The following is a 14,776-nucleotide window of genomic DNA, read 5'->3' on the forward strand; positions in this document are numbered from 1 at the left end:
GAGCCTCTCCGACTCGCGGAGGCGCCCCCTCACCCCACCCCTCTCCCCGCAAGCGGGGAGAGGGAGCTCACCGTCACGGCTGAAGGAGATCCCGATGCTCGCTATCAACGATCTGCACGTCGCATACGGCCAGAGTGAGGTGCTGCACGGGCTCAACATCAACGTCGCGCCGAACGAGATCGTGGCGATCATGGGCCGCAACGGCATGGGCAAGACCACGCTGATGAAGTCGATGATGGGAATCATCCCTCAGCGGCAGGGTTCGATCGCCATGAATGGCGCCGAGCTCGGCGGCCTCAAGAGCTACGAGCGCGTTGCCAAGGGCCTCGCTTACGTGCCGCAGGGCCGCATGATCTTCTCCACCATGACGGTGAAGGAGAACATTGAGACCGGCCTCGTCACCTCCGGCGACAGTCAGGTGCCCGCCGACATCTACGAGCTGTTTCCGGTGCTGCTGGAAATAAAAGGCCGCCGCGGCGGCAATCTGTCCGGCGGCCAGCAGCAGCAGCTCGCGATCGCCCGCGCGCTCGCCACCAAGCCGAAGGTTCTGCTGCTCGACGAGCCGACCGAAGGCATCCAGCCGTCGATCATCCGCGAGATGGCGCGCACGCTGAAGCGGATCCGCGACAGCCGCGGGCTGTCGATCATCGTCTCCGAGCAGGTGCTGAGCTTCGCCCTCGACGTCGCCGATCGTGTGCTGGTGATCGAGAACGGCGAGATCGTCCGCGACGAACCGCGCGCCAGCGTCGATGAGGCGCAGGTCGCCAAATATCTGTCTGTGTAAGTCTAACCAAGTCCACTGGTCGAAAAGGGAGCATCCGATGCCAGAGACATTGATCAAGGTCGATCTCACGCAGTCCGCTTACGACAACGAGATGGTCCACAACCGCTGGCATCCGGACATTCCGATGGCGGCCTGGGTCAATCCGGGCGACGACTTCATCGTCGAGACCTATGACTGGACCGGCGGCTTCATCAAGAACAACGACTCGGCCGACGACGTGCGCGACATCGACCTGTCGATCGTGCACTTCCTGTCGGGCCCGATCGGCGTCAAGGGCGCCGAGCCGGGCGACTTGCTGGTCGTCGACCTGCTCGATGTCGGTCCAATGAAGGAGAGCCTGTGGGGCTTCAACGGCTTCTTCTCCAAGCAGAACGGCGGCGGCTTCCTCACCGATCACTTCCCGCTGGCGCAGAAGTCGATCTGGGACTTCAAGGGCATGTACACCTCGTCGCGCCACATCCCGGGCGTGAACTTCGCCGGCCTGATCCATCCCGGCCTGATCGGCTGTCTGCCCGATCCCAAGCTGCTGTCGACCTGGAACGACCGCGAGACCGCGCTGATCGCGACGAACCCGACGCGCGTGCCGGGCCTCGCCAACCCGCCGTTCGGCCCGACCGCCCACATGGGCAAGCTCACCGGCGAGGCGAAAGCCAAGGCCGGCGCCGAAGGCGCCCGCACCGTGCCGCCGCGTGAGCACGGCGGCAACTGCGACATCAAGGATCTGTCGCGCGGCTCGAAGATCTACTTCCCGGTCTATGTGCCGGGCGGCGGTCTCTCCATGGGCGACCTGCACTTCAGTCAGGGCGACGGCGAGATCACCTTCTGCGGCGCCATCGAGATGGCCGGCTGGCTGCACATCAAGGTCGACATCATCAAGGACGGCGTGTCGAAATACGGCATCAAGAACCCGATCTTCAAGCCGTCGCCGGTGACGCCGAACTACAAGGACTATCTGATCTTCGAGGGCATCTCGGTCGACGAAGCCGGCCAGCAGCATTATCTCGACGTCACCGTGGCGTATCGCCAGGCGTGTCTGAACGCCATCGAGTATCTGAAGAAGTTCGGCTACTCCGGCGCCCAGGCCTATTCGATCCTCGGCACCGCGCCGGTGCAGGGCCACATCTCCGGCGTCGTCGACGTCCCCAACGCCTGCGCCACGCTGTGGCTGCCGACCGAGATCTTCGACTTCGACATGATGCCGAGCTCCGCCGGCCCGGTGAAGCACATCAAGGGCGATATCCAGATGCCGATCTCGCAAGACAAGTAAACACCGCTCGAGTCCGACACAACGTCCTATCCACGTCATTGCGAGGAGCGAAGCGACAAAGCAATCCAGTCCAGTGTACTGAGCTGGATTGCTTCGCTTCGCTCGCAATGACGGGGAGAGGTGGTGGGTAGGGCTCCATCCTTCCCTGCGCGAAGGGGGCGGGACGGCGCGGATTGTCCGCCCCGCTCCCAACGCGCGGAACGACAGATCGTCAGCGCAAGGGAAAACGACGATGCCAGTCTATGAATATATGTGCGACGCCTGCGGGCCGTTCACCGATCTGCGGCCGATGTCGGAGTACGAAGAGCCGCAGCCGTGCCCGACCTGCGAGACCTCGTCGCCGCGGGTGATCCTCACCGCGCCGAACTTCTCCTGCATGCCGGCAGCGCAGCGCAGCGCGCACGCCACCAATGAGAAGAGCCGCAACGCGCCGATGAGCGTCGGCGAGTACAAAGCCAAGCACGCCCCCGGTTGCGGCTGCTGCTCGGGCCTGAAGAAGCCGGCGCGGCTGCAGACCCGCACCAAGAGCGGCGCGAAGGGCTTCCCGACCGCGCGGCCGTGGATGATCAGCCACTGAAGCCGCGCACAGGAGTCGGGCGGCGTCAGAAGTTGAGCGTGACGTGGAGCTGCTGCCCGACTTCGAGCCTGTCGCCGAAGCCCTTGGCGATCGCGGCGTAGTTGCCGAACTTCACCCCCGGCTCGGTCTTGCGATAGGCGGTCAGCGTCGCCAGCGGCTCTGTGCCGAATTCGGCGGCGTCCTGATCGATGGTGGTGAGGTTACAGCGATAGCAGAGGTCGACGAAGCGCAGTTCGACGTCGCCGGCGCTGGCGGTCGCGAAGAAGTCTTCGTCATAGGCCGAGACGCCCGACACCACGATGTTCGGCCGGAAGCGATTGACCGGAAGCGGCTTGTCCATGCGGCGGTTGAGATCGTCGAGCGAGGCCTGCGACACGACGAGGACGCCGAAATTATCGACGAAGCTCGTCGGCGCGTCGTCGCGGCTGGGATACTGCACGCCGCCTTTGCGCAGGAAGCTCGGGTCCTGCGCGACGATGCGGCGCGGTGCGCCGAGATAGTTGCTGATCCAGGCGTCCGCGGCGCGGCCGACGCCGCGCGCCGGGATGGTTTCTCCGAAGATCACCACATCGACATTGCCCTCGACTTCGTCGGTCGACAGGTCGAGCGACGCGTAACCTTCCGCGGCGAGCGTGACGCCGCCGTCGTGCAGCGTCGGACGTAGCAGGGCGAGCCGGGGCTGCTCGCGCTGGGTGACGAACATCCCGTCACCGTCGACGATCATCCAGTGCCGATCCAGCGCCAGGCCGGTCGGCGTGATGGTGGCACCCGTCACCCGCACGCCGCCGCAGGATTTCACCGGGTAGATGTAGATGTCCGAAATGGTCGTCATGCTGTTACGCCTCTGGCTGGAATCGGATCGGCTGTGGTCGGCGGTGGAACGAGGTTGAAGCTGTCGGCGAAGAAGTGCGCGGGCGGGACGCCGCCTTCGATCGCGACATCTTCCATGGCGCGGACCAGCAGGGGATTGCCGCAGGCATAGACGTCGAACTGGCAGAGGTCCGGCACGTCGCTGCGGACGATGTCGTGAACGAAGCCGGATCGTCCGCCCCACTGCTGATCGTCGTCGGACACCACCTGCACGCAGCGGAAGTCAGCGAAGGTCGCCGCGACATCGTCGATCTGCGCGCTCGCGTAGAACTCGCGTGAGGTTCGGCAGCCCCAATACAGGCGGATCGGCTGGCGCGGCGCCGACGGCGCCAGCGCCTGCAGCATGCTGACGATCGGCGCGATGCCGGTGCCGCCGGCCACGAACAGCATCGGGCGCTGGTCGTCAGCGATTCCGAACTCGCCGAACGGTCCCGCCAGCCTGAGAATGGCGCCCTCGGTCAGCGTCTCGAATACATGGCTGGTGAACTGGCCGTTCTGGACGCGGCCGATATGCAGATCGATCGTGCCGTCGGCGCGCGCCGCGTTGGCGATTGAGAACGAGCGTAGCCGCCCCTGCCATTCGATGCCGACGAATTGTCCCGGCTTGAAGGCCGGCGACATGCCCGGCGGAAACCGCAGCGTCAGCCCGACGACGCTTGGAGACAATCTCTGCAGCCGGACCACACGGGCCGGCACCGTCGCCGCGGGCTGATCGCTGCGCAGCGCGATTTCGGTGGCCTTGATGGTCAGATCCGAGCGCGCATAGGCGCAGCACAGCAGCGCCTTGCCGAGCGCCAGATCGGTCCGAGTGAGGGCGCTCGCGCGGTCATCGTGGTCGACGGCGCCGGCCACGACCTCGCTTTTGCACGCCCCGCACGCTCCGTTCTCGCAGGCGCTCGCGAGGTTGATCGCCTGGCGCTTGGCCGCTGCCAGAATGGTCTCGCCGCGCTCGCAGGAGAACGACGTGCCGCTTGGGATCAGGACGACTTGCATCGATGCGTTGTCTCGTGAAGTTGCGAAACCCTACGGCCCGAGCTAGGACCCGTGAATGGTCCAGTTTTTTCTTGTTGCATGGTCCAAGCAGGCGGCGTGGAGGGCGGCGTGGCGAAGGATTGGAAAGCGCTGCTGGCGCCCCGGATTTCGCTGAACGGCGCGACGCCGGTCTATCTGCAGATCGCCCAGACGGTGATCGAGGAGATCCGGCGCGGCCGGCTGGCGCCGCAGGATCTGCTTCCGAGCAGCCGCGAATTGGCGACGAGTCTTGCGATCAACCGCAAGACCGTGATCGCCGCGTATCAGGAGCTCGAAACGCAGGGCTGGCTGTCGACCAGCGGCACGCGCGGCACCTTCGTCGCCACACGGCTGCCTATCATGACCGAAGCGCCGGCGCCGTCCTCGGCGCCGAGGTCATCGCGCGATACGGCGCGTTTTGCCGACCGGCTCCGCTCCGGCGTCGAGATCCCCGCGGTGTATCCGACCGCGTCGTCGATCTGCCTCGACGACGGCATTCCCGACACGCGGCTGTTTCCGGCGCAATCCTATGCGCGCGCGTATCGGCAGGCGCTGTTGTTCGGCGGTCGCCGCGGCAGTCTCGGCTATGGTGATCCGCGCGGGCTGGAGCTGCTCCGCGCGCAGATCGCCCAGATGCTCAACGCCGAACGCGGCCTCGCCAGCGCGGCGGACAATATCTGTCTCACCCGCGGCAGTCAGATGGCTTTGTTCGTGGTCACGCGGATCATCACCTCACCCGGCGACAAGGTGGTGGTGGAGGAGCTGACCTACCCGCCCGCCAGAGAAGCGTTCCGCGCCGCCGGCGCGGAGATCCTGCGCGTTAGGCTGGACGACGACGGCGTCGACGTCGAGCATCTCGAGCAGCTATGCCGGCGCAACACCATCCGTGCGATCTACCTCACGCCCAATCATCAGTTTCCCACCACCGTGCTGATGAAGCCGGAGCGCCGGTTACGGCTGTTGAGTCTGTCCGATCAGTTCGGCTTCTCGATCGTCGAGGACGACTACGATCACGAATTCCATTTCCGTCATCGTCCGCTGTTTCCGCTCGCCAGCGTGGCGCCCGACAAGACGTTCTATATCGGCTCGATGTCCAAGCTGCTCGCGCCGACCTTGCGGCTCGGCTACATCGTCGCGCCGACGAAGGTAATCGACCGCGCCGCGCAGGAAGTGCTGCTGATCGATCGCCAGGGTGATCAGGTGACCGAAGCCGCGGTCGCCGCGCTGATGTCCGCCGGCGAGATCAGGCGGTTCGCCCGCAAGGCGGTCGGAATCTATCGCGAGCGGCGCACGCACTTCGCTGAGAGTCTGCAGGCCGAACTGGGCGACGAACTCAGCTTCAGGCCGCCCGACGGAGGGCTCGCGTTCTGGCTCAGATTTCGCGATCTACGCAAGCTCGACCGGCTCGAGCAAAGCAGTGGCCGCCTGCGGTTTCTGCCGTCGCGCTGCTTCGGAGACGGGGCAGCGCGCAGGGGCCTCCGCATCGGCTTCGCCGCGCTCGACCGGACGGAGGCCAAGACGGCGATCCGGCTGCTGCGCGAGGGGATTGTTGGGTAGTTCTGTCGCGGTGGCCTTTGTCGCGTACAGGAGCGATGACCGCCTACGCGGCCAACACCGCCGCCACACCCAGCAGAAATCCGATCTCGAACATCTGTTCGATCGCGCCGAGTACGTCGCCGGTGTAGCCGCCGAGCAGGCGCTTGGCCCAGGCGGTCATCAGTGCGGCGAGTGCGGCGCCGCAGCCGAGGCCGGCGATCAGCGCGACCGGCGAAATCAGCAGCAGCGGCAGCGCGGCGAGCGCGACGGTGACCAGCACCAGCGCGGTCTCGTCCTTGCGCATCGGCTCTTCGGCATACGCCACCTTCATGCCGTCGATGTTGCCCGCATAAGTCAGCCGGCGCTTGACGAAGCCCGGTGTCGCCCGAGCACCGGCGTGGCAGGCGACCAGCGCGGCCAGCGCCGCCCACAGCGGCAGCTGCGCCAGCGCGGTGGCGCGCAGCGCGACGTCGAGCCCGAGCGCCAGGCCGCCATAGGTGCCGAGCCGACTGTCCTTCATGATTTCCAGCCGCCGCTCGACCGACCATCCCCCGCCGAAGCTGTCGAAGGTGTCGGCGAGGCCGTCCTCGTGCAGCGCGCCCGTCACCATCACCGAGGCGGCGACGGCGAGCAGCGCGGCGAGGCCGGGGCCGAACAGCGAGCTGCCGAGCACCAGCACCGTCGCCGAGATCACGCCGATGCCGACGCCGACGATCGGAAAGAACGTCATGGCGCGGGTCAGCCAGTCCGGCTCCGGCGCGCGCGCGGAATCCGGCACCGGCAGGATGGTCAGGAAGCGGATTGCGTCGAGCAATTGCGCGAGGGTGGGCGTCGGTCGTGGGGCGGGGGTGTCGGCGGACATGACGGTCCTTTACGGAGCCTCTTCCTGCGCGTGGCCGGATGGCGCGTCAACCGCGACCCTTGGCGAACAGGGCGCGGGCGCGCACTGCTTGTCCGGATGCGCCCGTCCGATGCCGCACGCCGTTGCCACCGAGCGACGACGGATGAGGTCGATGAAGTCTCATTCTTGATATATCAGACATCATATATGATCTTCTGAAATTGATCATTGATAGACGTGGTTCAATTCGGGTAAGCAAAGATTCTGCGCTGCGGCCGATGCGAAGGCCGTGAGGGTCTCACCTTGTCTGGCGGGACCGTCTGCCGTTCGGCGATCCGACGGCGCTGCGTGGCGAGGAATGGACGAGGGCCCGATGCGAATGGGGCACGATCGCGAATGATGGCGACAGCGCATAAGCGGCGACAAGCTGTGGTTGCGCGCCGGTCCGTGCGCGCCGCAGGGGCGTTGGGCCGATGACCGGACTCGCGCTGCAGCTCGCCTGCATCGCCGCCTTGTTGGCGATTGCTTGCGTGGCTGTCGTGTTCAGCCGGACGCCGCGCTTCGCCACAACGATCGTCTACAGCTTGAGCCTGATCGCCTGTGCGGTTGCAACCGTGAGCGCCGCGAGCTGGCTGCTGCTGCATGCCGATGCCGCCGCCGAGCGCGTGCTGCCGATCGGGCTGCCGTGGCTCGGCTCGCATTGGCGGCTCGATGCGCTGGCGGCGTTCTTCCTCGTCGTCATCAATCTCGGCGGCGCGCTCGCCAGCCTCTACGCGCTCGGCTATGGCCGGCACGAGCACGCGCCGCAGCGCGTGCTGCCGTTCTATCCGGCGTTCCTCGCCGGCATGAACCTGGTGGTGCTCGCCGCCGACGCGTTCTCTTATCTGCTGTCGTGGGAGTTCATGTCGCTGGCGTCGTGGGCGCTGGTGATGGCGCATCACCGCATCGCCGCCAACCGACGCGCCGGCTATGTCTATCTCTTGATGGCCAGCTTCGGCACGCTGATGCTGCTGCTCGCTTTCGGTCTGCTCGCGGGCACCACCGGCGCCTACGACTTCGCCGCCATCCGGGTTGCGCCGCACGCGCCGTGGATCGCCACGCTGGTGCTGCTGCTGATGCTGCTCGGCGCCGGCTCCAAGGCGGGCCTGGTGCCGCTGCATGTCTGGCTGCCGCTGGCGCATCCGGCGGCGCCGAGCCACGTCTCGGCGCTGATGAGCGGCGTGATGACCAAGGTGGCGATCTACGGTTTCATCCGCGTGGTGTTCGATCTGCTCGGCACACCGGACTGGTCGACCTCCGGCGTGGTGCTGGCATTCGGCGGCGTCACCGCCGCGGTCGGCATCCTCTATGCGCTGATGGAAAGTGACCTGAAGCGGCTGCTGGCTTACTCGACCATCGAGAATATCGGCGTCGTGTTTGTCGCGCTCGGTCTGGCGCTGGCGTTCCAGGCCAATGACGAGAAGCTGCCGGCGGCGCTCGCGTTCACCGCGGCGCTGTTTCACGTCTTCAATCACTCGCTGTTCAAGAGCCTGCTGTTTTTCGGCGCCGGCGCGGTGCTGAGCGCGACCGGCGAGCGCGACATGGATCGGCTTGGCGGCCTGATCCACCGCATGCCGGTGACCAGCGTGGTGTTTCTCGTCGGCAGCCTCGCGATCTCGGCACTGCCGCCGTTCAACGGCTTCGTCTCCGAATGGCTGATCTTCCAGGCCGTGTTGCAGAGTCCGCAGCTGCCGCAATGGGGCCTGAAGATTCTGGTGCCCGCGGTCGGCGCGCTGATGGCGCTCGCCGCGGCGCTGGCGGCGGCGTGTTTCGTCAAGGCTTACGGCGTCAGCTTCCTCGGCCGGCCGCGCGGTGACGCGCCGATGCGCGCCAAGGAGGTCGATCGCTTCTCGCTCGCCGCGATGAGCATCCTCGCAGCGCTGTGCCTGCTCGCCGGCGTACTGCCTGGCCTGGTGATGGACGCGCTGGCGCCGATCGCCGCCGATATCCTCGGCGGCCGCCTCGCGCCGCAGACGCCGTTGGCGTGGCTGTCGATCGTGCCGATCAGCGAGAGCCGCGGCTCTTATAATGGCGGGCTGGTGGCGCTGTTCATCATCGTGTCGGCGTCGCTGGCGTTCGTCGCGATCCGGCTGTTCGCCACCGGCGCGGTGCGGCGTGGTCCGGCGTGGGGCTGCGGCTTCACCGATCCGGCGCCGCTGGCGCAATACTCGGCCGCCGGCTTCGCGCAGCCGATCCGCCGCGTGTTCGGCACGCTGCTGTTTCGCGCCCGTGACCGCGTGACGATGCCGCCGCCCGGCGACGTCGCGCCGGCGCGGCTGCGCATCGAGCTGCACGATCAGGTCTGGGAGCGGATCTACGCGCCGCTGGCGAACGGCGTCGTCGGCGCCGCCGTGCGGCTCAACCGGCTGCAGCTCCTCACCATCCGCGGCTATCTCAGCCTGGTGTTCGCCACCCTCGTCACGCTGCTGCTGGTGCTCGCGATATGGACGTGATCACCGATATCGCCGTGCAGGGCGTGCAGATGCTGCTGGTGTTTTGGCTGGCGCCGCTGCTCACCGGCTTCATCCGCAAGATCAAGGCGCGGCTGCAGCGCCGCCGCGGCCCCTCGCTGCTGCAGCCCTATCGCGACCTCGCGCGGCTGCTGCGCAAGGACGTGGTGCTGGCCGACAACGCCTCGTGGCTGTTCCGCGCCGTGCCTTACGTCACCTTCGCGGCAATCTGGGTCGCCGCCGCGCTGGTGCCGACCTTCGCCACGGGGCTCCTGTTCAACTGGACCGCCGACCTCATTGTCATCGTCGCGCTGCTCGGCACCGCGCGGTTCTTCCTAGCGCTGGCCGGCATGGATGTCGGCACTTCGTTTGGCGGCATCGGCTCGTCGCGCGAGGTGATGATTGCGGCGCTGGCCGAGCCGGCGATGCTGATGATCGTGTTCTGCGTCGCGCTGGTGGCCGGCTCGACGCATCTGTCGACCGTCGCCGACTACATCGCCTCGACCGCAGTCGGCCTGCGCGTCTCGCTCGGCCTCGCCATGATCGCGCTGGTGATGGTGGCGCTGGCCGAGAACGCCCGCATCCCGATCGACAATCCCACGACGCATCTCGAGCTCACTATGGTGCACGAGGCGATGATCCTGGAATATTCCGGCCGGCATCTGGCGCTGATCGAGTTCGGCGCGCAGCTCAAGCTGCTGCTCTACATCTCGCTGATCGTCTGCTTGTTCTATCCCTGGGGCATCGGCGTGTTCGGCGCCGGCCCCGCCGCCTATGTGGCCGGCGCCGCGTTGTATCTGTTCAAGATCGCGGTCGCGGGCTTCCTGCTTGCCGTGTTCGAGACCGCCACCGCCAAGATGCGGGTGTTCCGCGTGCCGCAGTTTCTCGGCGCTGCCTTGATGCTCGGCCTGCTCGGCACCCTTCTCCTGTTCGTGTCCAAGGGGCTGTGACGATGCACGGGCTCGCCTTCGACATCTCGCATTCGCTGGCCGGCGGCCTGGTGCTGGTGTCGTTCATGATGCTGTATCAGGACCGGCTGACTTCGCTGCTCAACGTGTTTGCGCTGCATGCGCTGATGCTGTCCGCGGCGGTGGCATGGCAGGCGCTGATCCAGGACGCGCCGCATCTCTACGTCACTGCGGCGATCGCGCTGCTGTTCAAGGCGATCATCATCCCGGTGGCGCTGCGCCGCATCGTTTACAAGCTCGGCATTCACCGCGAGGTCGAAACCGTGGTCGGCATCGGCCCGACCATGCTGGCCGGCATGGGGCTGGTGGCGCTGTCACTGGCCCTGATGCTGCGCGTCACCGCCGACGCTGACGCGCTGGCGCGCGAAGACCTCGCCTTTGCGCTGTCGGTCGTGCTGCTCGGCCTGCTGTTCATGGTGACGCGGCGCAACGCCGTCAGTCAGGTGGTCGGCTTCATGTCGCTGGAGAACGGCCTGATCCTCGCCGCCGCCGGCGCCAAGGGCATGCCGCTGGTGGTCGAGATCAGCGTCGCCTTCTCGGTGCTGATCGCCTTCATCGTCATCGGCATCGTGCTGTTCCGGATCCGCGAGCGCTTCGACTCGGTCGACGTGTCGCAACTCGACGTCTCGCGCGGAGAGCGGACATGACGCTGGGGCTCGATCCGGTGGCGGGCGTGCTGCTGATCCCGGTCTGCGCCGCGGTCGTGCTGGCGCTGCTGCCGGGCTACAAGCTCACCGCACGGCTCAATGTGATGGCGAGCCTGGGCAGCTTCCTGTGCGCGGCCTCGCTGCTGGTGGGGACGCGTCCGGCGCCGGGCGCCTACATCCTGGTCGACGACCTCAACATCGTGTTCATCGTGCTGAATACGTTTGTCGGCTTCACCACCAGTCTGTTCAGCGCCAGCTACATCGCCCACGAACTCGAGACCGGCAAGCTGACGCCGACGTACTTGCGGTTCTACCACGCGATGTACCAGACCATGATGTTCGGCATGAACCTCGCGTTCGTGTCCAACAATATCGGCCTGATGTGGGTCGCGGTCGAGCTGGCGACGCTGACCACGGTGCTGATGGTCGGCATCTATCGCACGCCGGCGGCGCTGGAAGCGGCGTGGAAATACTTCATCCTCGGCAGCGTCGGCATCGCGCTGGCGCTGTTCGGCACCATCCTGATCTACATGGCGGCGCGGCCGGTGGTCGGCGAAGGCCCGGATGGCATGATCTGGACCGTGCTGGTGGCGCGCGCCTCCGGCTTCGACGCGGCGCTGCTGAACGTCGCCTTCGTGTTCCTGTTTCTCGGCTACGGCACCAAGGTCGGCCTCGCGCCGCTGCACGCCTGGCTGCCGGACGCGCATGCCGAGGGCCCGACGCCGATTTCGGCGGTGCTGTCCGGCCTCTTGCTCAACGTCGCGCTGTACGCGCTGCTGCGCTTCAAGATGCTGCTCGCCGCCAATGGCGACGCGATGCCGCCCGGCGTGCTGATGATCGTGATGGGGCTGGCGTCGCTGCTGTTCGCCGCCTTCATGCTGTATCGTCGCCGCGACATCAAACGGCTGTTCGCCTATTCGTCGATCGAGCACATGGGCATCATCGTGTTCGCGTTCGGCATGGGCGGGCCGCTGGCGAATTTCGCCGGGCTGCTGCACATGGTGATGCACAGCCTGACCAAGTCGGCGATCTTCTACGCGGTCGGACAGATCACGCAGATCAAAGGCACGCAGTCGCTGGCCAAGATCCGCGGCGTCACCGAGACGCATCCGGTGCTCGGCTGGGGCCTCGTCGCCGGCGTGGTGGCGATCGCCGGGCTGCCGCCGCTCGGCATCTTCATGAGCGAGTTCCTGCTGGTGACCTCGACCTTCGCGCGCTCGCCGTGGCTCGCATTGCTGTTGGTGTTCGGTCTGCTGGTCGCGTTCGGCGCACTGACGCTGCGGCTCACGGGTGTTGCGTTCGGTGCGCCGCGCGGCAGCCGGCAGCCGGCGCAGGCGAGCTATCTGCCGATGTTCGCGCACCTCGCGCTGGTGCTGATCGCCGGCGTGTATCTGCCGGCGCCGGTGGTGGCGTGGTTCCAGCACGTCGCCAAGCTGCTCGGGTAGGGGGATCGCATGCCGTCACTGATCGATCTCAACCTGGAAGGCCAGCCGGTGGCGCGGCATCGGCCATGGCCGCGCACGGTGGTCGATCGCGCGGTGTGGAGCTTCGCGGCGAAGATGTTCGGCGAGCAGCAATGGCAATTGCTGTCGCTGTGGGGCGAGCCGGCCGCCGTGCACATGGCGCTGTTCGATCCGCGCTCCGCCGAGATCGGCGTGATCAGCCTCGACTGCCCGCAGCGCAGCTTTCCGTCGGGCGCCGCCAAGCATCTGCCGGCGCTGCGGTTGGAGCGCAGCATCACCGATCTGTACGGCCTCATGCCCGAAGGCGCGATTGACGAGCGGCCGTGGCTCGATCACGGCCGCTGGGCTGAGCACGCACCGCTCGGTGAAGCGACCGCGGCATCGCCGCAGTCGGCGTATCCGTTTCTCCCGGTCGAAGGCGCCGGCACGCACCAGGTCGCGGTCGGCCCGGTGCATGCCGGCATCATCGAGCCCGGCCATTTCCGCTTCACCGTCTCGGGCGAAACCGTGGTGCGGCTGGAGCAGCGCTTCGGCTACGTTCACAAGGGCATCGATGGCCTGGTGGCCGGCGCCGATCTGCCGCGCGCCGCGCACCTCGCCGGCCGTGTCTCCGGCGACTCCACGGTGGCCTATGCGCTGGCGTTTGCCCGCGCGGTCGAAGTGGCAATTGAGGCCGAGGTGCCGGTCCGCGCGGTATGGCTGCGCGCGCTGTGCGCCGAACTGGAGCGTCTCGCCAATCACCTCGGCGACATCGGCGCGATCTGCAACGACGCGGCGTTCGCCATCATGCTGGCGCAGTTCGGCGTGCTGCGCGAAAATGTGCTGCGCGCCGCCGACACCGCGTTTGGTCATCGCCTGATGCGCGACGTGGTCACGCCCGGCGGCGTTGCGCGCGATCTCGACGACACCGGCGTCGCGGCGATCCGCGCTGCGCTCACCAGTGTCCGCAAACAGTGGTCGAAGCTGATCGCGCTCTATGAAGACACCGCCTCGCTGCAGGACCGCACGGTGGCGACCGGCGTGGTCAAGCCCGCGCTGGTCGATCAGTATGCCGCCGGCGGCTTCGTCGGCCGCGCCTCTGGTCGCGCCTTCGACGCGCGGCGCACGCTGGCCTACGCGCCGTATGACGAATTGTCGTTCGACGTGCCGGTGCTGAGCGAAGGCGACGTCGATGCGCGCGTGCGGATTCGCATTGCCGAAGTCGAGCAAAGCCTGTCGCTGATCGACCAGATCCTGGCTCGCATGCCGCAGGGCGCGATCCATCTGCCGCTGACGCTGCCGGAGCAGGCGAGCGAAGGCCTGGCGCTGGTTGAAGGATTTCGCGGCGATATCTTTACGTGGCTGCGGATCGCGAACGGCCGCATCGCGCGCTGCCACTTCCGCGATCCGTCGTGGTTTCAGTGGCCGCTGCTCGAGGCCGCGATCGAGGGCAACATCATCGCGGACTTCCCGCTCTGCAATAAGTCGTTCAACTGCTCCTATTCGGGCGTGGATTTGTAGCGATGCGCAAGCTGCTGTTCGAAAGCCTGTTCGCGACGCCGCTGACGGAAGCTCCGCCGACGCCGGACGATGCCGCGGCGGCCGAACTTGCTGCGCTGCTCGGCGAGCGTGCGCAGCGCCGCCTCGGTCGCAGCCTGTCGATTCGCGAGGTCGATGCCGGCTCCTGCAACGGCTGCGAGCTGGAAATCCATGCGCTGAACAACGCGTATTACGATGTCGAGCGCTTCGGCCTACGCTTCGTCGCCTCGCCGCGCCACGCCGACGTGCTGCTGGTCACCGGCCCGGTGACCCACAACATGCGCGATGCACTGAAGCTGACTTACGACGCGACGCCCGGCCCGAAATGGGTGGTCGCCTGCGGGGATTGCTCCAAAGACGGCGGCTGCTTCGCGGGTAGTTACGCAGTCACGGGCGGCGTGTCGTCGGTGCTGCCGGTCGACCTGCACATCCCCGGCTGCCCGCCGAAGCCGCTGCAGATCTTGCGCGGGCTGCTGGCACTGATTGATAGTGTCGCGGAGCGCAAAGTCGGGCGTTGAGAGTTGAGTTCGTCATTGCGAGCGAAGCGAAGCAATCCAGTCCGGTGCAGGGTGCGTGGATTGCTTCGTCGCTACGCTCCTCGCAATGACGGAGAGGTTGGGCTCGCGGCCCGCCGCGCAAGACGCGCGCATCGCCTGATCATGCGCGCTAGCAAATGTTGCCGCCGACGAGTCATCCCTCTCGTTCGTCATTCCGGGGCGCGCGTAGCGCGAGCCCGGAAACCATATTCCCTGGACTCGCGGCAGGCGTGGAAAGTCCGCGACAATAACTCAACGCCGTGGTTATG

At 66.8% G+C, this 14,776-nt stretch carries 13 protein-coding genes; 10 read left to right on the top strand and 3 right to left on the bottom strand.

Annotation, left to right across the window (positions count from 1 at the left end):
• Positions 1-94: 94 nt before the first annotated feature.
• The 3 genes from urtE (at position 95) to IP86_RS21000 (ending at position 2,628) form a co-directional block, all read left to right on the top strand.
• Positions 95-784 carry an urea ABC transporter ATP-binding subunit UrtE gene (gene urtE / locus IP86_RS20990; RefSeq protein ID WP_054164378.1) on the top strand — a complete coding sequence of 230 codons (690 nt, stop codon included), beginning with the start codon at positions 95-97 and terminating at the stop codon, positions 782-784.
• Between the two features lie 37 nt (positions 785-821).
• Positions 822-2,051: a formamidase gene (fmdA, locus tag IP86_RS20995; RefSeq protein ID WP_054164379.1), complete on the top strand. Its 1,230-nt coding sequence runs from the start codon at positions 822-824 to the stop codon at positions 2,049-2,051.
• 232 nt (positions 2,052-2,283) lie between these two features.
• Positions 2,284-2,628, top strand: a complete 345-nt coding sequence (locus IP86_RS21000; RefSeq protein WP_054164380.1) for an FmdB family zinc ribbon protein — start codon at positions 2,284-2,286, stop codon at positions 2,626-2,628.
• 25 nt (positions 2,629-2,653) lie between these two features.
• Here the strand turns inward: IP86_RS21000 and IP86_RS21005 are convergent, their stop codons facing one another.
• Both IP86_RS21005 and IP86_RS21010 read right to left on the bottom strand, forming a co-directional pair.
• Complete coding sequence (locus IP86_RS21005; protein ID WP_054164381.1) at positions 2,654-3,460, bottom strand: MOSC domain-containing protein; 807 nt, start codon at positions 3,458-3,460, stop codon at positions 2,654-2,656.
• Complete coding sequence (locus tag IP86_RS21010; protein ID WP_054164382.1) at positions 3,457-4,491, bottom strand: 2Fe-2S iron-sulfur cluster-binding protein; 1,035 nt, start codon at positions 4,489-4,491, stop codon at positions 3,457-3,459. The genes IP86_RS21005 and IP86_RS21010 overlap by 4 nt, the downstream gene beginning before the upstream one ends.
• A 108-nt stretch (positions 4,492-4,599) precedes the next feature.
• On the opposite strand from IP86_RS21010, the gene IP86_RS21015 reads away from it, so the two are divergent.
• Entirely contained in the window at positions 4,600-6,066 is a 1,467-nt protein-coding gene (locus IP86_RS21015) for an aminotransferase-like domain-containing protein (protein ID WP_054164398.1), read from the top strand.
• Positions 6,067-6,109: 43 nt separating this feature from the next.
• On the opposite strand, the gene cobS is transcribed toward IP86_RS21015, so the two are convergent.
• Positions 6,110-6,907: an adenosylcobinamide-GDP ribazoletransferase gene (gene cobS / locus IP86_RS21020; RefSeq protein ID WP_054164383.1), complete on the bottom strand. Its 798-nt coding sequence runs from the start codon at positions 6,905-6,907 to the stop codon at positions 6,110-6,112.
• 452 nt (positions 6,908-7,359) lie between these two features.
• Here cobS and hyfB point away from each other — a divergent pair, with 452 nt between their 5' ends.
• The 6 genes from hyfB to IP86_RS21050 are packed head-to-tail and all read left to right on the top strand — an operon-like array spanning position 7,360 to position 14,489.
• Positions 7,360-9,378: a hydrogenase 4 subunit B gene (hyfB, locus tag IP86_RS21025; RefSeq protein ID WP_054164384.1), complete on the top strand. Its 2,019-nt coding sequence runs from the start codon at positions 7,360-7,362 to the stop codon at positions 9,376-9,378.
• Positions 9,369-10,325, top strand: coding sequence for a respiratory chain complex I subunit 1 family protein (locus tag IP86_RS21030; protein ID WP_054164385.1), 957 nt, complete (start codon positions 9,369-9,371; stop codon positions 10,323-10,325). Before hyfB ends, IP86_RS21030 begins: the two co-directional genes overlap by 10 nt.
• A 2-nt stretch (positions 10,326-10,327) precedes the next feature.
• Positions 10,328-10,990, top strand: coding sequence for a hydrogenase-4 component E (locus IP86_RS21035; protein ID WP_054164386.1), 663 nt, complete (start codon positions 10,328-10,330; stop codon positions 10,988-10,990).
• Complete coding sequence (locus tag IP86_RS21040) at positions 10,987-12,435, top strand: hydrogenase 4 subunit F (RefSeq protein ID WP_054164387.1); 1,449 nt, start codon at positions 10,987-10,989, stop codon at positions 12,433-12,435. The genes IP86_RS21035 and IP86_RS21040 overlap by 4 nt, the downstream gene beginning before the upstream one ends.
• Before the next feature lie 9 nt (positions 12,436-12,444).
• Positions 12,445-13,953, top strand: coding sequence for a hydrogenase large subunit (locus IP86_RS21045; RefSeq protein WP_054164388.1), 1,509 nt, complete (start codon positions 12,445-12,447; stop codon positions 13,951-13,953).
• A 2-nt stretch (positions 13,954-13,955) separates the two neighbouring features.
• On the top strand, positions 13,956-14,489 hold the full coding sequence (locus IP86_RS21050) for an NADH-quinone oxidoreductase subunit B family protein (RefSeq protein ID WP_054164389.1): 534 nt from the start codon (positions 13,956-13,958) through the stop codon (positions 14,487-14,489).
• The last annotated feature ends 287 nt before the right edge of the window (positions 14,490-14,776 follow it).

This window comes from Rhodopseudomonas sp. AAP120 (genome assembly GCF_001295845.1).
GTDB lineage: Bacteria > Pseudomonadota > Alphaproteobacteria > Rhizobiales > Xanthobacteraceae > Rhodopseudomonas.

Bases quoted from the DNA above. Each gene is read 5' to 3' on its own strand.
- urtE (WP_054164378.1), top strand. From the start codon at position 95: ATGCTCGCTATCAACGATCTGCACGTCGCATACGGCCAGAGTGAGGTG.
- fmdA (WP_054164379.1), top strand. From the start codon at position 822: ATGCCAGAGACATTGATCAAGGTCGATCTCACGCAGTCCGCTTACGAC.
- IP86_RS21000 (WP_054164380.1), top strand. From the start codon at position 2,284: ATGCCAGTCTATGAATATATGTGCGACGCCTGCGGGCCGTTCACCGAT.
- IP86_RS21005 (WP_054164381.1), bottom strand. From the start codon at position 3,460: ATGACGACCATTTCGGACATCTACATCTACCCGGTGAAATCCTGCGGC.
- IP86_RS21010 (WP_054164382.1), bottom strand. From the start codon at position 4,491: ATGCAAGTCGTCCTGATCCCAAGCGGCACGTCGTTCTCCTGCGAGCGC.
- cobS (WP_054164383.1), bottom strand. From the start codon at position 6,907: ATGTCCGCCGACACCCCCGCCCCACGACCGACGCCCACCCTCGCGCAA.
- hyfB (WP_054164384.1), top strand. From the start codon at position 7,360: ATGACCGGACTCGCGCTGCAGCTCGCCTGCATCGCCGCCTTGTTGGCG.
- IP86_RS21030 (WP_054164385.1), top strand. From the start codon at position 9,369: ATGGACGTGATCACCGATATCGCCGTGCAGGGCGTGCAGATGCTGCTG.
- IP86_RS21035 (WP_054164386.1), top strand. From the start codon at position 10,328: ATGCACGGGCTCGCCTTCGACATCTCGCATTCGCTGGCCGGCGGCCTG.
- IP86_RS21040 (WP_054164387.1), top strand. From the start codon at position 10,987: ATGACGCTGGGGCTCGATCCGGTGGCGGGCGTGCTGCTGATCCCGGTC.
- IP86_RS21045 (WP_054164388.1), top strand. From the start codon at position 12,445: ATGCCGTCACTGATCGATCTCAACCTGGAAGGCCAGCCGGTGGCGCGG.
- IP86_RS21050 (WP_054164389.1), top strand. From the start codon at position 13,956: ATGCGCAAGCTGCTGTTCGAAAGCCTGTTCGCGACGCCGCTGACGGAA.